The organism is Pantoea sp. SGAir0175 (genome assembly GCF_043547855.1).
The window spans coordinates 581,157-602,598 of record NZ_CP028082.1 but is presented as its reverse complement, the minus strand read 5'-3'; the positions used below and the strand labels follow the sequence as shown (position 1 = coordinate 602,598).

Sequence of the window (21,442 nt, the reverse complement as noted above, 5' to 3'; positions counted from 1 at the left end):
GGCAGAGGAATCAGGAGAAAAAATGAACGGAAGTTGTCTCTGTAAACGTGTGCGCTACGAATGCGATCGCCTGGCGGGCCGCATTACGCATTGCTGCTGTCATACCTGCAGGAAAGCGCACGCCGCCGCTTATACCTCCACAGCGCGCGTGCGGCGTGAGGATTTCAGGTGGACCCAGGGAGAAGAATTTCTGACGGCATTTAATTCTTCCCCGGATAAGTTGCGTTATTTCTGTTCAGTCTGCGGATCTCATCTGATGGCTGAAAGACCTCATCAGAGCCACGTGATTCTGCGTGTGGCCACGCTGGACGACGATCCCGCTCAGACGCCGGTTTCCTATATCTGGTGCTCGCACACCGTGCCGTGGCTAACAGAACGCGACCATGTGCCTCATTATGAGCAGGATAAAGAGACATGATGACTGGTCAAAACGCCGCTGGCGAAACGGTGCACCATCAGTGCCGGTGGATCATTCACCGGAGGAACCCGCTGGCTGCCAAACCACAGCGGGTTCGCCGGGCAAATTGAGCCACAAATATAAGCCGGAACCCCTGCAAACATGCCTGCTGCGGGCCGGTGCACATGCCCGGCTGCAATAGCCAGTATTCTGACCCGGCTGCGTCTGAGGGTCGACTCAAGCTTATCAAGCCCGCGACACATTGATTCATCCAGCGTCGGTATGCCCGATGCGATAACCGGATGATGCAGAAAAAGCAGCGCTGGCAGTCCATGCGTATCGCTGAGTTGTCTTTCCAGCCATTCCAGATGCTCCCCGACGCTGCCAAAATTCTGTTTATTCACCGTGGAGTCCAGCCCCAGCATACGCAAACCGCCCATATCCTGAACAAAATGCAGCGCGTCTGCCGGGGTGTTTTTCGCCCAGTGATTTTCATGCCATGTCGTTTGCATGAGTCGTCGATCATCGGCGTTGCCCGGCAATATAAATGCAGGGTAATGCTGCTGGCGCAGTTGCTCAGCTATCTGCCAGTAACCCTGCCGCCACTCGCCATCAACAAGATCGCCCGTTAACACCAGCACATCCGGTTGCACATGAGTGAGCCACGCCAGCGACCGCGCCAGGCGCAGCAGGTGATCATTGTCCGGTGCGGCATGGATGTCTGAAATCTGAGCGATTAACATAATGTCTCCGGAAATAAACAAGCGAACCAACAGGGCCGTCTGGCAGCATAGCACCCGCACCGTCACGCGACGCTGGCTGCGCGCCGCATTAAAATTCAGTATTATAGCGGTTCCTGCCGCTGACCCGAGTGAGTGCCCTGCCCGCTATGACTGACCACAATGCGCTGTTGGCGCGGTTGACCACCACACTGGCGGCAGAGAGCCGCACGCCGCTGTACAAACGCTTTGCCAGTGCGATTAAAGATGCGGTGCGCGATGGCACGCTGGTGCACGAAGAGATCCTGCCGGGCGAGCGCGAGTTCAGCCAGTCGCTGAACATTTCGCGCATCACCGTGCGTAAAGCCATGGACGAGCTGGAAAAAGAGGGCGTCGTGTTCCGTTCCCGCGGCTACGGCACGCAGATTTGCAGCCAGTTTGAATATTCACTCAAAGAGCCAAAAGGATTGTCGCAGCAGGCGGTGCTGCGCGGTAAAACGCCGGACACCGTGTGGATCAATAAAAGCAAAATTGCCTGTAGCGCAGAGATCGCCGAAAAACTGGGGCTGAGCACGGGCAGCGATGTCTATCTGCTGAAACGTATTCGCTATGTTGACCGCCAGGCGGTCTCGGTTGAAGAGTCATGGGTGCCGGCGCGCTACATTGCCGATGCCGATGAGATTGGTATTTCGCTGTATGACTATTTTCATCGCCAGCAGATCCTGCCGGTGAAATCCCAGAGCCGGGTCAGTGCGCGTATGCCGGACGAAGCCCTGCAGCAGCAAATTGCCCTGCCCGCCAATGTGCCGGTGCTGGTGATTAAGCAGCTGGCACTCGACGCACAGGGCAATCCGCTGGAGTACAGCATCAGCTACTGCCGCAGCGATATGTACGTGTTTATTGCTGAGTAAGGCGTTGCTGCCAGTAAGCGCGCAGGGTGGCGCGATCGGGCGCACAGTCGCCACCGCGCCGGGAAACCACATACGACGCCACTGCGTTGCCCAGCGCAACGCTCTCCGCCAGTGACCAGCCGGACGCTAATCCCGCCAGTAACCCGCCAGCATGGCTGTCGCCCGCGCCGATAGTATCAACCACCGTTGTCGCCAGTGCGGGCACCCAGCCCTGCGCCTCAGCGTCGATGTATCCGGCACCTTCGCTGTCCAGCCTTAACACCATTGCGCCGCCAAACTGCTGCTGCCAGCGCGCCATCAGCTGATGGGCGTCGAAAGGTTCGGATGCGCGCAGACGCTCATGCCACAGCAGCTCCGCTTCCTGCCTGTTCACTGTAATCAGTGGCTGCAACGCCATGATGCGCGCAAACTGCGCCTCGCCGATGTCCGCCAGCCGCGGGCCAAAATCCACCAGCAGCTGATACGGCGGTGCCTGCTGCTCCAGCCAGTCGATCAGCACCTCGCCGCTTTTGCTGGTGAGCTGATAACCGGAGAGATAGATCCAGCGCTGCGCCGGCTGCGGCAATGTGCGCAACAGCGCGGCGTCCCACTGGTTTTCCACGCCACTAACGGAAAGAAAGGTGCGCTCGCCATCCGGCTCGACCAGCGCCAGACACCAGCCATTATCACCGTGCGCATTTTCCAGTACGCTCTGCACACCGTATTCCGCCAGCTTTTGTCGCACGATACTGGCCCAGATACCGTTCCCCAGCGGCAGCGCGTTGATAGAAGGAATGCCGAGACGATGCAGCGCAATGGCGACGTTAAGCGCACAGCCGCCAACGTTCACGCCCTGCTGATGCAGTTCGATGTCGCTGCCGCGATACGGCAACGTCCAGGCATCGGCAATCACATCCACTACCGCCGCCCCCACCACGCACACTGGCAACCGGCCCGCCAGTCGGGACAGATCGTCAGGCGTCAGCATAGGCGGCCTCGCGCTGCTGGCGGAAACGGACAAACGCGCGGCTGTAGTGAGTGAAATCCAGCGCGTTAGCAGCATCCAGTTCCGCTTTTAGCTGCGCATCGATCGCGTCGATACCGTGCAGCGCGCCGCAAATGGCAACCGCCATCGCGCCGATGGTGTCCGTATCGCCGCCGAGATTGGCGCACAGAATGGCGCAGCGGTTGGGATCGGTGGCTGCCAGTTCGACCATAGCGATCGCTGCCGGTACCGATTCAATGGTGCTGGTGCCGGTACCGACCAGATCGTAGATCTGCTGCATGGTCGACTCAGTGCCCCTGCCCTGCGCCACCACCTGCAACGCCAGTTCGATGCGGGCCGCCATCGCCGCACTGAAAGTGGTGACGCGCCGCTCCTGCGCCGCGCGGGCAATCGCCGGCAGTTCGTCACGAATCGTTGCCCAGTCGCTACCGTCAATCGCGCGGGAGATTGCCCAGGCGATCGCGGTGGCACCGGCAATCGCCACGTCGGATTTGTGCGTCGGACTGGAGGCCAGCGCGACAGCATCAATAAAGGCCGGCAGGTCACGCGCCGGCAGCAGACAGCCCAGCGGTGACACGCGCATCGCCGCGCCGTTGGTCAGGCCGTTATTTTCCAGCTGCGCCACCGGCGTACCGTTTTTCAGCGCGTTAAGCGCGATTTTGGAGGTGGGCCCGAGCACATTTTTGTTAAAGGCATCAAACGTTTCCGCCCAGCGCAGAATATTGGCGCCGATAGTTTCCGCATCAATTTCGCCGTCGTGGCTGATAATGGCATCGGCCAGCGCCAGCGCCATTGAGGTGTCGTCAGTGAAAGCCGCCCGGCCAAAGTAGCAGGCGGCATTGTTTTCTGCCGGGCCGGGCAGGAAGCGATCGATCCAGCCAAAGTGCTGTTTCACGCGGCTGCGCGGCCACAGTTCCGATGGCATGCCCATCGCATCGCCCAATGCCTGGCCGTAAAATGCGCCCAAAATCCGTTTTTCCTGGTGTGTCATCGTCATGGTTACATCTCTTATTTATGGCTGTCAGCGGTTGCTGAGTGTTCAAAAGCGGTTAATTCATCACTGCGTTTTTTGCCGTCGCGGAACAGGACGATAAAGGCGATGGTGATGATGACAATCATCACGCTGCCAAACATCCACATCCCCGCCCAGTTGAATGTCTGGCCGTTGCGCGGCTGGTCATACGCGAACATCTCCTGCATCAGATAGCCGCCGAGGCGGTAACCCAGCAGGCTGCCGATGCCCTGACAGGCCAGGGTGATCAGGCCCTGCGCAGCGTTACGCATCGCCACCGGCGCTTTCTTATCCACGTAAATGTAGGCGGTGATGAAGTAGAAGTCGTAGCTGACGCCGTGCAGCAGAATGCCCATAAACAGCAGGCCGAAGGTCAGCAGGTTTTGATCGCCGCCGAAGACAAAGAACACGTAGCGCAGCGCGGCGGTGACCAGACCGAGCAGCAGCACTTTGCCGATGCCGAAGCGTTTAATGAAGAACGGCAGCGCCAGCAGGAAGAAAATTTCTGATACCTGGCCGAGCGTCATCCAGCCGGTGGCGTGTGGCAGACCGACTTCGGTCAGATACCCCTCAGCGAAAATGTAGTAGAACGCCAGCGGCATACTGAACAGGAATGAACAGACGAAAAATACGAGGAAGCTGCGATCTTTCAGCAGATGCAGTGCGTCGAGGCCGAGTGCCACGCGCAGGCTGAACTTGCCGGTGCTTTTGGGTTCGGTGGCCGGCAGGGTCAGGGCGAACAGGCCAAGCAGCAGCGAACTGGCCGCGGTGATCAGCAACGGTACATTGCTGGCGGAGATATCGCCAAAGCCGAGCAGCGGCGGCAGAAAACCGCAGGCGATGCCGGAGGCGATCCAGCCGATAGTGCCCATCACGCGGATGCGCGGATAGTCGCGCTCCACGTCACCGACGTGAGAAAACGCAATACTGTTGGTCAGCGCAATGGTCGGCATATAGGTGAGCGCATACAGCAGCAGCAGCGGAAAGAAGCTGCTGAAGTGCGTCTGCTGTGCGGCAAAGAACATCAGAATCGCGCCGGCGATGGTCAGCAGCGATAACACTTTCTGTGCCTGGAAGAAACGGTCAGCCAGCGAGCCGACCAGAATCGGTGACAGGATGGCAGCGATGGAGGTACAGGCGTAGCACCAGGCGATCTCAACCGGCGAAAAGCCGTTTTTGCTGAGAAACGCCCACAGCGGCACGAACCATGCCCCCCAGATAAACCACTCTAAGAACATCATGAACGACAGCTTTGGAATTGTAGTTTTCATCGAAATAGACTCCCCGGTGTTGGTAGAACCAATCTAGCACCAGAATAGATACCTTTATAATACCTTTAGCTGATAGTTTGAGCTATCCCACAAGATTTTTACCTTATGGATAACCGATTAGCGAGGAGGATTGAGTTCGGGTAGGCATAACGGTCTGGCGGGGTGTGGAGCTGCATCCTGCGGCTGTGAGGCGGTCGCCATGAATGGCGTAATCCTTGTCAGTTATCTTTTGAATTTGTACATAAATGATTGCACTTATCGTAGCGGCGCAATTTATTGCGCGATGAATCGCGCCGCTACGAATTTGTGCGTATTGCAGTTTCTGAACTATTCGGCATTACGCCATCGATGGCAATCCATCAGCGGTCGTTCAAATAGGTAAGGTATTCGCTACCGGTTCACCAGCTTCGCTGGCAGCGCGACCACCAACAGCGAGCTGAGCAGCAGACATACGGCGAAGAACCACAGCGCGCCGTTGCTGCTGCCGGTGAGATCCAGCGCCACGCCCATCACGGAATTACTCACCAGTCCGGCGATATTGGCGATCGAACAGGCCAGAGCAAAACCCGCTGCCGCTGCCGTGCCTTTCAGGAACGTAGCGGGCAGACTGAAAAACACCGGCACCGCCCCGATAATCATCGCCTGTGCAATTGAGAACAGCAGCACGGTCATCGCCACGTTATGAGCAAAGAAGGTGCTGGTGCCCATCGCTGCCGCGCCAATAATAAACGGAACAATAATATGCCAGCGGCGTTCACGCAGGCGGTCTGAGCTGGCACCAATCGCTAGCATACCAATCAACGCCGCCAGGCTGGGGATCGCCGTCAGATAGCCAATGGTGGTGATATCGGTGGTGCCGGCATTCTTGATAAAGGTCGGCATCCAGAAACCCATGGCGTAAGCGCTGAGCAGAATCGAGAAATCGATGCCGCCGAGCATCACCACGCGGATATTCAGCAGACCATCGCGCAGGCTGTGTTTTAGCCCTTTGGCGTCACCTTCGTCGCGCGCCAGTTCGCGCAGCACCGCCTGCTTCTCACTGCTGCTGAGCCAGCTGGCGCTCTCGACGCTGTTCGGCAGCAGCCAGAACGTCAGCACACCCAGTAATACGCTGGGCAGGCCTTCCAGCAGAAACAGCCACTGCCAGCCGCGCATGCCGTAAACCTCATGAAAATGCCCCATGATCCAGCCGGAAAGCGGTCCGCCAATCAGGCTGGAGAGCGGCAGGCCAATCATAAACAGCGCAATGATGCGGCTGCGGCGCCACGAGGGAAACCATTTGGTGAGATAGAACAGCACGCCAGGCAGAAAACCGGCTTCGGCCGCGCCGAGGAAAAAGCGGATGATGTAGAACTGGGTCGGCGTTTGCACCAGCAGCGTGGCGGTCGAGAGCAGGCCCCAGGTAATCATGATGCGCGCGATCCAGATCTTTGCGCCGACCCGCTGCAGAATCAGGTTGCTCGGTACTTCAAACAGAATATAGCCGACAAAAAACAGTCCGGCACCCAGACCAAACGCGGTTTCGCTCAGCGCCAGATCGCTCGCCATCTGTAGCTTAGCCAGGCCGATATTGATGCGATCAAGATAGGCCGCGAGATAACACAGGCAGAGAAACGGAATCAGCTTCCAGGTGATTTTGCGATAAATCGAAGCGGTGTCTTCGGCTGCCAGCGCAGCAGGACGGGTTGAAACGTCAGTCATGGTGTTCTCCGGGCGCAATAACCCCGTCGTCGGGGAGATGTTGTTATGCGTCTCAGCCGCAGCCGAAACGGACTGTTTGTGCGCACTCCGTGCAGGTGAAACGCGCCCTTAACGGGCGCTGAACTTCCCGAGATACTCCAGCGCCGCGGCTTTACTTACCACGTCGCCATATTTACTGTCGATATCAAACAAATTGGCCTGATGCGGCGCATCATGGCGATCGCCCACGCATTCACGCACCACCATGGCGCGAAAACCGTATTGCAACGCATCCACTGCGCTGGCGCGGATGCAGCCGCTGGTGGAGCAGCCGGCGATCAGCAGCGTATCAATGCCCTGCGCTACCAGCATCGATGCCAGAGACGTGCCAAAAAACGCGCTGGCATACTGTTTGGTGATCACCACTTCTGCGGCAAGCGGCTGCACCGCCGGACAAAACGCGGCCAGCGGATTGCCCTCCACCATGTCACGCATCACCGGGGCTTTCTGCACCCAGATCCCGCCGTCCTGCTGATGCTGCGGATGGTAGCGAATCTGCGTATGGATCACCGGAATCGCGCACTGGCGCGCCGCCGCCAGCAGGCCCTGTGCGGCGGCCACCGCTTCCACCACGCCCGGGGCAAACAGCGCGGCGCCCGGCGTGGTGTAGCCCTGCAAAAAGTCGATCATCAGCAGCGCCGGACGCTGACCAAAACCGATGCGGTTGCCCCAGACACCGGCGTAGTTATCACTGACACTCTGGCTCATGGTTTCTCCTTACCACGCACCGGACAGCAGTGCGCCCGCACCCGGCACCACCGGCTCCAGCTCCAGCGCCTTCAGCAGAGCGTACGTGGTGGCAATAGCGGCCGTAATTACCGGCTTGCCGGTCTGCGCCTCCACTTTTGCCACCGCCGGTAGCGATGGCATCTGCACGCAGGCCGATAGCACCACCACATCAATATCCGTCAGCGTCATGTCCGCCACGATGCCGGGTAAATTGGCCGGGTCGTGGCGGGCGACGGCGAGGTTATCGGCAATTTCCAGCGCGCGCCACTGCTTTACCTCAATCCCTTCGCGCTGGATGTAATCCACCACCAGCTCGGTCAGCGGCTTCATGTAGGGCGCCACCAGCGCGATCTTCTTCGCGCCCATAACATGCAGCGCATCGACCAGCGCGCCGGCACTGGTGATCACCGGTGCCAGCGCCTCGTTGTCGCGCGTGACCTGCGTCAGGCGCTGCTGCGACTGGCGATGATAGCCCGGGCCCATCGCCATGATCGCCACCAGACAGGCATAGCCGAGCACGTCAACGCGCGCGTCGGACAGCTCCAGCGCACAGCGGTCGGACTCTTTATCCATCGCCGCCAGTTCATCTTTATTGACATGCTTCATGCGCATACGGCTGGAGTGGAAGGTAAACCGCTCCGGGCGAATCAGCTGGCGCGCCTGCAGCATGGCGGGAATTTCGGTTTCCATGGTGATGTTGGAACTCGGCACAATCTGGCCGATACGATACGAACGCGTCATGGCTGCGTCTCCGGAGTCAGTGAGGGGCCAAGGAAGGTGCCAAAGGCGTTGAAGAAGCCGTGAAAATCATCCCACGGGATCATGTGACCGGCGCCGGCTACCCGGCTGATCTCAATGGTCGGCAGCAGCTCGCGGATTTCGGCTTCATCTTCCGCCTGAATGACGCCGCCCTTGCCTGCCACCATCAGCAAGGTTTTTGCCGGCAGCTGAGGGAAATATTGATGGATATCGAGCTGGTGAAAATCGTCATAGGCGCGACGGATGGCCGGCGTATAGCAGGTATGCAGCCACTCGGCGCGCAGCTGACGCTGGTCATCGCTCCAGGCCGGGCAGTATTGCTTCATGGCTTCAGCATCCATGCCGCGCTGCGCGTCGCGAATGGAATCTTCATACCACGGCCACTGACCCGGATAGAGACGCCGGCCCGGTCCGGAAACCGGCGGATCGATCAGCGACAACGACAGCACGCCGGCCGGCTGTTTCACCGCCGCACGCATGATGAAGCGCGCGCCCATCGAATGGCCAACCAGGTGATAGCGCGTCAGCCCCAGCGCATCCGCGAAGGCGTTGATGTCATCGGCGCAGCTCTCCATGCCGTAATCCAGCCCTTCACCGCTGCTGGAGAGCCCGCGACCGCGCACGTCCAGTACCCAGGTATCAAAATGCTGCGCAAAAACTTCCGCCACAAAACCCCAGGTGATCGCCGGGCTGGTGATGCCCGGTACAAGGATCAGCGCGGGCCCACTGCCGCCGTAGCGCAGATAGTGCTGGCGAATGCCGTTGGCCTGTACCTGACCGCCGTGCATAAAACGGCTCATGAGGTCACCTCGCTTTTCAGCGGCGCGGCAAACACGTCGTAGCCGTACACCCAGGCCGGATCTTCCTGGGTGCGCAGGAAAGTATTGGCATTAGAGACGGCCTGCACGCGCGACGCACGTTCTTTGCGGTTGGCTTCATACAGGCGGAACGCGGTGCGATAATCATCAAGACCGGTTTCCGTCAGGCAGCGCGACAGCATGGCGGCATCTTCGATGGCCATCGCAGCGCCCTGCGCCATGTGCGGTTTCATGGGATGGCAGGCATCACCCAGCAGCACAATGCGTCCTTCGCTCCATACCGGCAGCGGCTGGCGGTTGAGCAGCGGCCATTTGGTGACCGATTCGCTGCACTCGATCAGCGCCTGTACCACCGGATGGTAGTGACCAAACGTTTCCAGCATCTCCTGCTGACTACTTTCAACGAAGCTGCCTTTGATATCCCACGCCGGGTGCGGCACACCGGAGACGTAATAATATTCGTCGCGCGCTTTGGTGGTGTAATAGACCATCAGATGACGATCTTCAGACCACCACTTAACGCAATCTTCAAAGCTGAGGTTGTATTTGCGCAGTTGTTCGCCACGGATTAGCGCACGGTGCGCCACCCAGCCGCTGTAAGTGGGCGCTTCCACCCCCAGCAGATGCTCACGCAGCTTTGAGTTGATGCCATCCGCGCCAATCACGATATCCGCGCGCGCTTCGCTGCCGTCCTGAAAACGCAACACCACATCGCTGCCGCTGTCTTCGACGCTGCTCAGGCACTTGCCGAACTGGACGCTGCCCGGCTGCAGACTGGTCATCTGCATGGCCTGCAAATCGCCCCGGTGCACCGTGACATAAGCCGCACCGTACTCTTTGCGCGCATAAGCGCCCAGCGGAATGCGTGACAAATACTCTCCGGTCTCGCCGTCGCGGCTGAACCAGAAATCGGGATGCGAAGCCAGATTCTCCAGCTGCTGTTCGATGCCCATGCGGCGAAACACCTTGAGCACGTTCGGCCCCATGTGGATGCCAGCACCCAGACGGGAGAAAGCCGGGCTTTGTTCGTAGACCGTGACATGAAATCCCGCTTTCTGTAACAGCGAGCCGGCGGCAAGCCCGCCCAGCCCGGCGCCGATTACCGCGATGCGTTTCATATTGCTCATATTTTCCTCTCACACTGACGCTGATTTGAAGGTATGCACACGGATAAACGATCAAACCCGACGCTGAATTTATAGTGCACACACTTTAATTATTGAGGTTATGACACTGTTAAAAGCAACCGTATTTACAGTGAAAACTCGATAACATGATGTTAATCACAGCCTGATGATAAGGTTAAATAGGCTTTTCTTATGTCAAAAAGAAATGCTTGCACTGTTCTTCGCAACACGTCTATAACAAACATATAAAGCGTGTTCGCTATAAATAGCTGAAGTTTTGCGCAGCAAATTGTCTGACATCTAACCCTGAGAGGAAACCGCTATGGCAGTAAATCAGAGCCAGTTAGGCCAGATGTTCGAGCAGGTTTTACGGCTGTCGAAAGTCGACGCCAGCCAGAGTGTCGCCATCCTGAAAAGTCACTATTCCGATGCACGCACCGTGCAGGCAGCCACTGATGCTGCACTACGATTGGGCGCGAAGGTGTACTGCGTTGAGCTGCCGGCCTTCAATCACCCGACGGCAATGGGTAACGACATGACCGCCTACTGTGGTGATACCGCGCTTACCGGCAACATTGCCGCGCAGCGCGCGCTGGAAGCGGCGGACCTGATCGTCGATACCATGATGCTGCTGCATTCGCCGGAGCAGGAACAAATCCTGAAAACCGGGACGCGAATTTTGCTGGCCGTCGAGCCGCCAGAAGTGTTGGCACGAATGTTGCCGACTGAAGAGGACAAGTCGCGCGTGCTGGCTGCGGCGGCGGTGCTGGAAAAAGCGCGCATGATGACGGTGAAATCGCCGGCCGGCAGTGATTTTCGTGCCCCGCTCGGCCAGTACCCCACGGTAACGGAATATGGCTACGCGGATGAGCCGGGCCGCTGGGATCACTGGCCGAGTGGCTTCCTGTTCACCTGGCCGAATGAAGATCAGGCTGAAGGCGTGCTGGTGCTGGACGTCGGCGACATCCTGCTGCCGTTTAAATCTTACGCGCGTGAACGCATCACGCTGGAGATCGAGAAAGGTTTTGTCACCCGCATTCACGGTGGCTTTGAAGCCGAGTATCTGCGCGATTACATGCGCTACTTCAACGATCCGGAAGTGTACGGTATTTCCCACATCGGCTGGGGACTGCAGCCGCGCGCGCAGTGGACGGCGATGGGGTTACACGACAAAAACGACGGCATGTGTATGGACGCGCGCGCCTTTTACGGCAACTTCCTGTTTTCGACCGGACCGAACACCGAAGTGGGCGGTAAGCGCAAAACGCCGTGCCATATGGACATTGCTCTGCGCCGCTGCGACATCAAAGTGGACGATTTGCTGGTGGTGGCGGAAGGTGAAGTGGTGGCACCGGAGGCCTCACGCGCGCGTTAATCGTGCGCAGGGAACGGCTGTCAGCGCAGTGACAATGCATTACACTGCCTGACAGTTTCCGGGAAAAAGGATAAAGGCATGTCGCACCAGCAGGATCCGCGCGCAGACCAGCGCTATGACTATACCGAGCAGGTTGGCCATCTGTTGCGCAAGGTGTATCAACGCCATGCGGCGATTTTTCAGCAACACGTCGGTGATTCACAGATCACTGCCGTGCAATTTATTACCCTCTGTGCGCTGCGCGATCGCGGTCCGAGCGCACAGAACGATTTAGTGCGCTATACCGCCGTCGATCAGGCCACCATTCGCGGTGTGGTTGAGCGTCTTAAGGCGCGCGATCTGGTCAGTCTGGGTCCCGATCCCACCGACAAACGCAAAGTGATTGTCATGCTGACCGATGCAGGCCACCGCCTGATTGACAGCACGACAGACAACGCGATGCGCATCACCGAAATGACTTACGGGCAGCTGAATCCGGCCGAACGGGTCGCGCTGATTTATCTGCTGAAAAAAATGCTGGACGATACGAGCCAGCCCTAACCCGGGGCGCTTAGCCGCCTCGCTAAGGCGGTTAATAATGAAAATGCTGGCACATCAGACTGCCACACCGGTTTCACCTGCATCCACGTGCCATTACGCCCTTGAGGTGAACGGTGCGACTCACCCCATCAGCAGCTATCGCGATACCTCGCTGCTGCTGGTGCTGCGTAATCAACTCCAGCTTAACGGACCCAAATATGGCTGCGGCCTGGGCGAATGCGGCGCCTGCACCGTGCTGATCGATGGCGTTGCCGCGCGCGCCTGCGTGATCCCGGCGTATGGCGTGCGTCAGCGCGCTATCACCACGCTGGAAGGGCTGGGCAACCGCGAAGCACTGCACCCGGTGCAGCAGGCGTTTATCGAGGCGCAGGCCGCACAATGCGGTTACTGCCTTAACGGCATGATCATGACCACCGCCGCGCTGCTGCGCGCTCAGCCCTGCCCTGATGACCGGCAGATACGTGCGGCGCTGAGCGGTAACCTGTGCCGCTGTGGCACCCATCAGGAGATCCTGTGCGCAGTGAAGCGTGCCATCACCTTATGCCTGCAGCAGGCGGAGGCGGCATCATGAGTACGGCTAACGTCCCCACGCAGCAGCAGTTGCTGGCAGCCAGCGACATCCTGTTGATTGTCGATGAGATTCAGCCGCCGCCGGGGCTGGTACCCAAAGGCCAGACGCCGACGCTGAAAGCCAAAGAGCGGGCACTGTTTCTGGCTATTGACGGTTCCGGCAGCGTCTGGGCCTTCAATGGCCATGTCGATCTCGGCACCGGGGTGAAAACCGCGCTGACGCAAATCGTCGCCGAAGAGCTCAATCTGCGCATGGATCAGGTGCAAATGGTACTGGGCGATACGCTACGCGTGCCCAACCAGGGTGCCACCATCGCCAGCGCCACATTGCAAATTTCTGCCGTACCACTGCGTAAAGCGGCTGCAACGGCGCGCCAGTGGCTGTTACAGCAGGCCGCCGCGCGCTGGCAGCTGCCGGTGGAGAGCATCACGCTGGACGGCGGTTTCCTGCAGCACCCCAGCGGGGTGCAATTGTCATTTGCCGAACTGGTGCAGCAGCAGCGCAGCATCGTGCCGATTGATCATCAGGTAACACTCAAGCCCGCCAGTGAATATCGCTTAGTTGGTACCAGCTCAGCGCGGGTGGATATTCCCGCCAAAGCCACCGGCGAACTGACGTGGGTGCATGACCTGCGCGTGCCCGGTATGCTGCACGGCCGGGTCATCCGTCCACCGTATGCGGGCTATGACACTGGTAGCTTTGTCGGCACCTCATTGCTCAGCATTGACGAAAGCTCGATCGCGCATCTCGAAGGCATCGTGAAAGTGGTGCAGATCGCGGATTTTGTCGGCGTGGTGGCCGAGCGCGAGGAGCAGGCTATCGCCGCGATGGACGCATTACAGGTGCGCTGGAAGCCGTGGGAACACAGCCTGCCGGACCTGCGCGATATCGAACAGGCTATTCGTGATAATCCCCGCACCTCGCGCGTGGTGCATGACAGCGGTGAAGTGGATGCCGCGCTGGCGAATGTCGCGCAGCGTTTTACCCGCAGCTATGTCTGGCCTTATCAGCTGCATGCGTCGATTGGCCCTTCCTGCGCGGTGGCCGACTATCAGCCTGATTCGCTGCAGGTGTGGAGCGGCACGCAGAACCCGCACCTGCTGCGCGCCGATCTGGCATGGCTGCTGGAGAGGCCGGAAGAGACCATTGAAGTGAACCGCATGGAAGCCGCCGGTTGCTACGGTCGCAACTGCGCCGATGACGTGGCCGCCGATGCGGCGCTGCTGTCACGCGCAGTAGGCCAGCCGGTGCGGGTACAGCTGACGCGCGCCCAGGAACACGTGTGGGAGCCGAAAGGCACTGCGCAGCTGATGGAGGTGGACGGCGGGCTGGACGCGCAGGGTAATCCGCAGGTGTATGATTTCACTACGTCTTATCCGTCAAACGGCGCGCCCACCCTTGCGCTGCTGCTGACCGGCCGCGTCGATCCGGTGGCGCTGGCGTATGAAATGGGCGATCGCACCTCCATTCCACCTTACGATTTTCCCCATCTGCGCGTCACCATTGAGGACATGGCGCCGATTGTGCGCGCCTCGTGGATGCGCGGCGTTTCGGCCCTGCCCAACACCTTTGCCCATGAATCCTATATGGATGAGCTGGCCCACGCGGCAGGCGTCGATCCGGTGGAGTACCGGCTGCGCTACATTCAGGACGATCGCGCCGCCGAGCTAATGCGCTCCACCGCAGCGCGCGCAGACTGGACGCCGCGCACCGCCATTCAGCAGACCGCCAGCGAACCCGGCATTTTGCGCGGACGCGGTTTTGCCTACGCACGCTACATTCACAGCAAATTTCCCGGCTTCGGTGCCGCCTGGGCTGCCTGGGTCGCGGATGTCGCGATTGATAAGCAAAGCGGCGAGATCGCCGTTACGCGCATCACCGTAGGCCATGATGCTGGCATGATGATCAACCCGGAAGGGGTAAAACATCAGATTCACGGCAATGTCATTCAGTCCACCAGCCGGGTGCTCAAAGAACAGGTGACGATTGAAAGCAACCTGATCGCCAGCCAGGAGTGGGGCAGCTACCCGATCCTGACGTTTCCGGAAGTGCCGGATATCGACGTGATGATGGTGCCGCGCCCGCACGAACCGCCGCTGGGTGCGGGGGAATCCGCGTCGGTGCCCAGCGCCGCGGCCATCGCTAATGCGGTGTTTGATGCCACCGGTATCCGTTTTCGCGAATTGCCCATTACCGCTGACAAACTGCGTCAGGCGCTGAACGGCCCCGATCCGCAGCCGGAGCCACAGCTGGCGGCACCGGCCCAAACCGCCCGCCGCCGCCGCCGAAAATGGGCGCTGGGTGGCGTAACAGGATTGCTCGGCCTCGCCGCTGGCGTGGCGATTAACGCGCTGCCGTGGCGCGCACCGATTGCGCCCGTGACACCCCCGGCCGCCGGAAGCTGGTCGGCAGAGATGCTGGAACGCGGTCGTCAGGTGGCCGCCGCCGGTGACTGCGCGGTATGCCATACCACGGAAGGGGGCGCGACCAATGCCGGCGGCCTGAAGATGGAGACGCCGTTTGGCACGCTGTACACCACCAACATCACGCCGGATAAACAGACCGGCATCGGCAGCTGGTCATTTAACGCCTTCGATCGCGCCATGCGCGAGGGCATCAGCCGCGACGGCCATCATCTCTATCCGGCATTTCCCTACACCAGCTTTCGCCAGCTGAGCGAAGGCGATATGCAGGCGCTGTACGCCTGGCTGATGTCGCAGCCGGCGGTACAGCAGGCACCGCCAGAGAACCAGATGCGCTTTCCCTATAACCTGCGCTTCCTGATGGCGGGCTGGAACGCGCTCTACCTCGGGCGCGGCGAATACCAGCCTGACCCCCGCAAAAGCGCCGAATGGAATCGCGGTGCCTATCTGGTGAACGGGGCCGGACACTGCGGTGCCTGCCACTCGCCGCGTAATCTGCTGGGCGCGGAAAAACGCGGGGACAATTTCCTCGCCGGTGGCTGGGTCGACGGCTGGGAAGCGCCCGCGCTTAATCAGCTGAATAAAGCCCCGCAGCCGTGGACGTCGCAGTCGCTGTATAACTACCTGCGCAGTGGTTACGATGCGCAGCACGGCGTTGCCGCCGGACCGATGGCTCCGGTGGTAAGCCATCTCGCCACCCTGCCGGAAGCCGACGTGCGCGCCATGGCCAGCTATCTGGCGGATATCAATGGTCAGGCAGCGCGCCCTGTCGCTGCGCCAGTGGCAAAACCGGCATGGAACACTGCTGCGGGGGAACGGCTGTTTAAAGGCGCCTGTCAGGCCTGCCACAGCGCCAGCGAGGGCGGACCGCAGTTGTTTGGCGTCAGCCCATCGATGGCCAACAGCAGCAGCATAACCAGCGCGACGCCGGATAATCTGTTACAGGTGGTATTGCACGGTATCGACAAACCGGCAACCGATGCGCTCGGTTATATGCCCGGCTTTGCCGCCAGTTTGTCGGATAAGCAGGTTGCGGATATTGCCGCCTGGCTGCGCCAGCGCTACGCACCTGACCAACCGGCGTGGCAGAATCTGAGCGAAAAAGTGGCGCAGGTACGCGCTAATCCCGGCAGCCACTGACCCATTCAGGCGCGCTGCATGTCAGCGGCTTGCCCCGGATCGCGGCAGATCCGCGTCGCGGATCGTGCCCTGATGGGCCGGCAGAGTGATGAGAACGGCCGGGTCAAGCAGCGCGCGGGCACCGCTGTCGCCCTGCAGTTGAGCGAGCGCCGCGCCATAGTGCGCGGCAAATCCCACCGGGTGGCCCGGCTGGTTTTGCCAGCTGAGCCGTACCTGCGGCGCACCGTTGCGCAGCGCCTGCGCCACGCATTGATGATCCTCCGCCCTCACCCACGCCATATCACCGGGTACGATCAGCCAGCCATGCCAGTGGGCGGTGGCCCGCACGCCAGCGGCAATGCTTTCACCGCTGCCGGCGCTGGCAATAGTGCAGGTCGCGACGCCGCACTGCTGTGCCAGCTGTTGAAGGGGATGATCGTCCGGTCGGTGCACAAGCAGAAGCGGCAAACCGCTGCGCTGCGCCTGCTGCAGCGTCAGCTTCAGCAGCGGCTGAGGCACGCCATTATCATCAGGATACGGTGCCAGCAGTTTGTGCCCGGTACCGCCGGCCTGACGAAAACGGCTGCCAAGACCGGCAGCAAGGATGAGAATGCCTGGCGTCTGCATAAAAGATGGCTTCCGGAAATCGGGCCGCACAGTATCGCGCGCCCCGGTGTGGTTAGCGACGGTTTTTCCACACCGTCTGGATGTTACAGAACTCGTGAACACCGAAGCTGGAGAGTTCGCGGCCATAGCCGCTTTTCTTCACGCCACCGATAGCGACGCGCGGATCCGAGGCACCGTTGCCGTTGATAAACACCGCGCCGGTTTCCAGTTGCTCCGCCAGTTGCTGGGCCAGCGCTTCATTACCGCTCCACACGGTGGCGCTCAAGCCAAACTCGCTGTCATTTGCCAGCTGCAGCGCATGTTGCGCATCGCGAGCCACGCTGATCGCCGCAACCGGTCCAAAGATCTCCTGGCGAAAGGCCGTCATCGCCGGCGTGATGTCCGCGAGGATGGTCGGCGCATAATAGTTGCCAACTCCGTCGATCTTGTAGCCGCCCAGTACCAGACGAGCACCCTGCTGCAGTGTTTCCTGCACCTGATGATCCAGTTCATCGCGCAGGTCGTAGCGTGCCATTGGACCGATATAGGTCTCTTCCAGCAATGGATCGCCGACTTTCAGCGCCTGCACGGCTGCGCTGAAACGCGCCTCAAACGCGTCTGCGATGCTTTCTTCAATGATGAAGCGCTTGGCCGCCATACACACCTGTCCGCTGTTCTGGTAGCGTCCTGCGACCGCTGAGGCCACAGCTGCATCCAGATCGGCATCGGCCAGCACGATAAAAGGATCGGCGCCGCCCAGTTCCAGCACGGTTTTTTTCAATACCGCACCGGCCTGTGCCGCGATTGCGCCACCTGCGCGCACGCTGCCGGTAACCGCGATGGTCGCAACGCGTGGATCGTTGATAGCGGCAGAAACACCGTCGTTATCCACGTTGATCACGTTAAATGCGCGGCGCGGCAGATCGGTTGCGGCAAATAGCTCTTCCATCAGGTAAGCGCAGCCCATGACGCTCGGAGCGTGCTTCAGCAGGTAGGTGTTGCCAGCCAGCAGCATGCTGACCGCGCCGCGCAGCACCTGCCAGTAAGGAAAATTCCATGGCATCACCGCCAGGATCACACCGAGTGGACGGAAGGATTGCCATGCCTGCTGGTTTTCCACCAGCGTGGGCTGATCCGCCAGCATCGCCGGTCCGTGTTCAGCGTACCAGTCACACAGGCTGGCGCATTTCAGGACTTCGGCGCGCGCCTGGGCAATCGGCTTACCCATTTCCAGCGTAGCGAGCGTGGCCAGTTGATCCTGACGCTGGCGCAGCTGTTCACCCAGCTGACGCAGCACCTTTACGCGCTGTGCCATCTCTGTGTTACGCCACTGCGCAAAGGCGCTGGCGCTCTGCTGTAAAGCTGTTTCCAGTTCAGCGGCATTTTGCAGTGGATACGTACCAATGATTTCGCCGCTGGTGGGATTACGTGAAATAACGTGCTCAGTCATAAGATGCCTTCGTCAGATAATCGGGTTGATCAGATTGGGATCTACCTTACGCCAGCTATCAGGTGATGAAAAATGAATAGATGAGAGCAAGTTGTTCACCTGGAATGAATTGAGGGAGTGAACTGGCCTGAAGATTTTCAGTTTCTAGCGTCACATGAGGATTCGTCGACGTAAGCGAATTTTCTGCAGGTTACGCTTATCAGCGTGAGTCGTCTCAACGGGTTATTCACTTATACAGTGATTAGATCTTAAAGAAAGATCATAAAGAGATCTAAAAGAGATCCTAAGAGATCCCCGATCGCGGCAGGCCGCACCAGACAAGGGCTGAGAAGGTGATCGTGTTCACTATAATCAGTAAAGTGTCCACTATAGTCAGTACTTTATTCACTATAGACAGTAGAATGTTCACTATAAACAGTGTTAATGTTCACTGTAATCAGATACCGATCCTTTTCATCCACAGAATGAAGATCTCAGGCTATGGCAGATAAAGAGAGTGAAAACAAGGCGTTACTTGAACCTTTTCTGTCGGTGACAAAAAACAGCGGTGAAGTTATTCAGCTTCATCCCAATAAAAATAACACCGTACAACCGGTCGCGTTGATGCGCCTGGGTCTGTTTGTTCCTACCCTGAAGTCGACTGCTCGCGGCAAATCCGGCGCCATGGCTTCAACTGATGCCACCAAAGAACTCAAGAACCTGTCGCTGGTGAAAGCGGAAGGCTATGAAAAGATTACCATCACCGGCGCACGGCTGGATATGGATAATGATTTCAAAACCTGGGCCGGCATCATTCAGTCTTTCTCGCGTTATCCATCGAAGGGCGACACCGTCACGCTGCCGTTTATCGACTTCGTTAAGATGTGCGGTATTCCTTCAGCCAACTCGTCCGCAGCACTGCGTAAGCGTCTTGACGCCTCGCTGCGACGCATCGCGACCAATACCCTGTCGTTTGAAGGGAATGGTAAAGCCTACCACACGCATCTGGTGCAGTCGGCTTACTACGATCGTGAGAAAGATCTGGTGCGCATTCAGGCCGATCCTAAGCTGTTTGAGCTGTATAACTTCGACCACAAGGTGCTGTTGCAACTGCGGGCTATTTCGCGCCTCAAGCGTAAGGAGTCGGCGCAGGCGCTGTATACGTATCTGGAAAGTCTGCCGACTAACCCGGCGCCGATTTCACTGGCGCGCTTGCGGATGCGCCTCAATCTCGGTTCAAAAACCACCACGCAAAACCATGTGGTGCGACGCGCCATGGAGCAACTGAAAGAGATCGGCTACCTCGACTATTCCGAAGTGAAACGCGGCCGTTCGGTGTTTTTCATCATCCACAGTCGCACGCCGAAACTCGATGGAATCAGCAATCTCGAAAGTATCGATTCGCTGGAAGACCTCGATTTTGAAGACTGATTTCCCCCATTCACTGTAATCAGTAAGCCCTCCGCCCGCCGTGTCACTGAGCTGCAAAAGTGACACGGCAGCATTCTCCCCCGTTCACTGTAATCAGCACAGCCGCTGTTGTTCACTGTAATCGGTAACGTTCACTGCAATCAGTAAAGGCTGACGCTCTCGCTTTGCGCCCTGTATCGCTACGCTACCCGTTTTCGCAGTATATGCCGCCTGTAACGATAGTGGGTACTTACCAGGTGGGTATAAATCGTCTTTAAATCCCCGCCAGAGCCGCGGCTGGCTGTTTACAGTGAATGTTCTGTCTGCCAGGTGGTCTTGCTGACTATAGTGAATATCAGATGGCCTAACAGAGCTGATTATAGTGAACGTTGTTACCTAAGTTCATGATTAATAATATTAATAATAGTTAAACGGGTAAGTGCCCACTGTAATCAGTAATTATGCTGTGAAAACAACCAGTAAAAGTGACAGGGTTGGTCACGCCCACTGATTACAGTGAATGCCGGCCATGATTTACTGATTGTAGTGAACGCCGGCGGCCCTGTTCTTTGGCTGCGCTTACACCAATGCAACTGCTGATTACAGTGAACATCAAGAGTGCTTCTCCGCCTGCAGTGCAAAGGATGACGGAGTGATCTTTGGATGACGAATGCTGACTACAGTGAACACCATAGGTCATAAAGCGCAGCCGGTGGGTGCTGATTACAGTGAACGAGCCTGTGATGATCCGGCTTTACCAGATGGTATAGAGCGGTATCGGTTACTGATTGCAGTGAATGCTTTGCCGGGCAGCTCAATCACTGTGCAACCAGGTCGTTTTTAGTACTGATTACAGTGAATGTTGCTCAGTGAACAGCCGGATGTTGTTATTACCATTACCTGACAGCGATCACATTACTGATTACAGTAAACATTGACGAAAAGGGGGACGTGGTTTACTGACTACAGTGAATGGCAGGTGTGACGAGGTGCAGGCTTACTGATTACAGTGAATCTTATGCGGGCTGCTGACCGTTGGCTGGCAGGCGTTTACCGCGTTGCGGCCACTCATGACCACTGATACCACTGCTGCTATACGCATTGCTTTGTAGTGCCATACCGCAAACTATAGCAATGCTCTGCGCTAACGGTTTGTCCGACAGAACGGATGGCTGCAAAGCCCTAATCCGCCACGGCGACGTTAAGCTACGCAACGTTAACCAGGAGAACGACTACTGACTACAGTGAACGTTAGTCGTGTTGCGCTGCAAAACTCATGCGTTTACTGACTACAGTGAATCTTTCAACCGCTCCTTCCCTTCCCTGCCCTGCTCTGACGCGTTGTCTGGCTGACCCATAGGTTTACTGATTACAGTGAATCCTTGTTCAACGCTGCTGATTACAGTGAATGTTACGCTGAATACAGTGAACAGTGATCATTAACAACGTCGAATTGCTGATTACAGTGAACACCAGCAGCGCGACCTGAGGATTACTATGC

At 58.4% G+C, this 21,442-nt stretch carries 18 protein-coding genes; 7 read left to right on the top strand and 11 right to left on the bottom strand.

The features are described from left to right. Positions 1-22: 22 nt before the first annotated feature. Entirely contained in the window at positions 23-418 is a 396-nt protein-coding gene (locus C1N56_RS22060) for a GFA family protein (protein ID WP_394517569.1), read from the top strand. Here the strand turns inward: C1N56_RS22060 and C1N56_RS22055 are convergent. Beyond that, positions 394-1,140, bottom strand: a complete 747-nt coding sequence (locus C1N56_RS22055) for a metallophosphoesterase (RefSeq protein ID WP_394517568.1) — start codon at positions 1,138-1,140, stop codon at positions 394-396. The genes C1N56_RS22060 and C1N56_RS22055 overlap by 25 nt on opposite strands. Before the next feature lie 146 nt (positions 1,141-1,286). On the opposite strand from C1N56_RS22055, the gene C1N56_RS22050 reads away from it, so the two are divergent. After that, a complete protein-coding gene (locus C1N56_RS22050) occupies positions 1,287-2,027 on the top strand; it encodes a GntR family transcriptional regulator (RefSeq protein WP_058770409.1) in 741 nt (246 codons plus the stop codon). On the opposite strand, the gene C1N56_RS22045 is transcribed toward C1N56_RS22050, so the two are convergent. The 8 genes from C1N56_RS22045 to C1N56_RS22010 form a co-directional block, all read right to left on the bottom strand. Further along, positions 2,014-2,994 (bottom strand): PfkB family carbohydrate kinase, encoded by a 981-nt coding sequence (locus tag C1N56_RS22045; protein WP_150360121.1) that lies wholly within the window; start codon positions 2,992-2,994, stop codon positions 2,014-2,016. The genes C1N56_RS22050 and C1N56_RS22045 overlap by 14 nt on opposite strands. Next, the gene (locus tag C1N56_RS22040; protein WP_394517717.1) at positions 2,981-4,003 is read right to left on the bottom strand and encodes an ADP-ribosylglycohydrolase family protein; all 1,023 of its coding nucleotides are present in this window, start codon (positions 4,001-4,003) and stop codon (positions 2,981-2,983) included. The genes C1N56_RS22045 and C1N56_RS22040 overlap by 14 nt, the downstream gene beginning before the upstream one ends. 17 nt (positions 4,004-4,020) lie before the next feature. Further along, positions 4,021-5,295 (bottom strand): nucleoside permease, encoded by a 1,275-nt coding sequence (locus C1N56_RS22035; protein WP_104093466.1) that lies wholly within the window; start codon positions 5,293-5,295, stop codon positions 4,021-4,023. A gap of 390 nt (positions 5,296-5,685) precedes the next feature. Then, a complete protein-coding gene (locus tag C1N56_RS22030) occupies positions 5,686-6,996 on the bottom strand; it encodes an MFS transporter (RefSeq protein ID WP_021508813.1) in 1,311 nt (436 codons plus the stop codon). 108 nt (positions 6,997-7,104) lie between these two features. Next, the gene (locus C1N56_RS22025; RefSeq protein ID WP_021508812.1) at positions 7,105-7,743 is read right to left on the bottom strand and encodes an isochorismatase family protein; all 639 of its coding nucleotides are present in this window, start codon (positions 7,741-7,743) and stop codon (positions 7,105-7,107) included. A gap of 9 nt (positions 7,744-7,752) precedes the next feature. Beyond that, a complete protein-coding gene (locus tag C1N56_RS22020) occupies positions 7,753-8,505 on the bottom strand; it encodes a maleate cis-trans isomerase family protein (RefSeq protein WP_394517567.1) in 753 nt (250 codons plus the stop codon). Then, on the bottom strand, positions 8,502-9,323 hold the full coding sequence (locus tag C1N56_RS22015) for an alpha/beta fold hydrolase (RefSeq protein ID WP_021508810.1): 822 nt from the start codon (positions 9,321-9,323) through the stop codon (positions 8,502-8,504). Before C1N56_RS22015 ends, C1N56_RS22020 begins: the two co-directional genes overlap by 4 nt. Further along, positions 9,320-10,468 (bottom strand): FAD-dependent monooxygenase, encoded by a 1,149-nt coding sequence (locus C1N56_RS22010; protein WP_394517566.1) that lies wholly within the window; start codon positions 10,466-10,468, stop codon positions 9,320-9,322. Before C1N56_RS22010 ends, C1N56_RS22015 begins: the two co-directional genes overlap by 4 nt. A 322-nt stretch (positions 10,469-10,790) precedes the next feature. On the opposite strand from C1N56_RS22010, the gene C1N56_RS22005 reads away from it, so the two are divergent. The 4 genes from C1N56_RS22005 to C1N56_RS21990 all read left to right on the top strand — a co-directional run bounded on the left by C1N56_RS22005 (position 10,791) and on the right by C1N56_RS21990 (position 16,517). Then, on the top strand, positions 10,791-11,843 hold the full coding sequence (locus tag C1N56_RS22005; protein ID WP_021508808.1) for a 2,5-dihydroxypyridine 5,6-dioxygenase: 1,053 nt from the start codon (positions 10,791-10,793) through the stop codon (positions 11,841-11,843). Positions 11,844-11,921: 78 nt separating this feature from the next. Beyond that, positions 11,922-12,383: a MarR family winged helix-turn-helix transcriptional regulator gene (locus tag C1N56_RS22000; RefSeq protein ID WP_021508807.1), complete on the top strand. Its 462-nt coding sequence runs from the start codon at positions 11,922-11,924 to the stop codon at positions 12,381-12,383. 43 nt (positions 12,384-12,426) lie between these two features. Next, a complete protein-coding gene (locus tag C1N56_RS21995) occupies positions 12,427-12,954 on the top strand; it encodes a (2Fe-2S)-binding protein (protein WP_370445697.1) in 528 nt (175 codons plus the stop codon). Further along, a complete protein-coding gene (locus tag C1N56_RS21990) occupies positions 12,948-16,517 on the top strand; it encodes a molybdopterin cofactor-binding domain-containing protein (protein ID WP_394517716.1) in 3,570 nt (1,189 codons plus the stop codon). Before C1N56_RS21995 ends, C1N56_RS21990 begins: the two co-directional genes overlap by 7 nt. A gap of 21 nt (positions 16,518-16,538) precedes the next feature. Here the strand turns inward: C1N56_RS21990 and C1N56_RS21985 are convergent, their stop codons facing one another. Both C1N56_RS21985 and C1N56_RS21980 read right to left on the bottom strand, forming a co-directional pair. Next, positions 16,539-17,123: a nucleotidyltransferase family protein gene (locus C1N56_RS21985; RefSeq protein ID WP_394517565.1), complete on the bottom strand. Its 585-nt coding sequence runs from the start codon at positions 17,121-17,123 to the stop codon at positions 16,539-16,541. Positions 17,124-17,175: 52 nt separating this feature from the next. Then, positions 17,176-18,552 carry an aldehyde dehydrogenase family protein gene (locus C1N56_RS21980; protein ID WP_394517564.1) on the bottom strand — a complete coding sequence of 459 codons (1,377 nt, stop codon included), beginning with the start codon at positions 18,550-18,552 and terminating at the stop codon, positions 17,176-17,178. A gap of 480 nt (positions 18,553-19,032) precedes the next feature. Between C1N56_RS21980 and C1N56_RS21975 the strand changes: the two genes are divergently transcribed. Beyond that, positions 19,033-19,962: a RepB family plasmid replication initiator protein gene (locus C1N56_RS21975; protein WP_021508802.1), complete on the top strand. Its 930-nt coding sequence runs from the start codon at positions 19,033-19,035 to the stop codon at positions 19,960-19,962. The last annotated feature ends 1,480 nt before the right edge of the window (positions 19,963-21,442 follow it).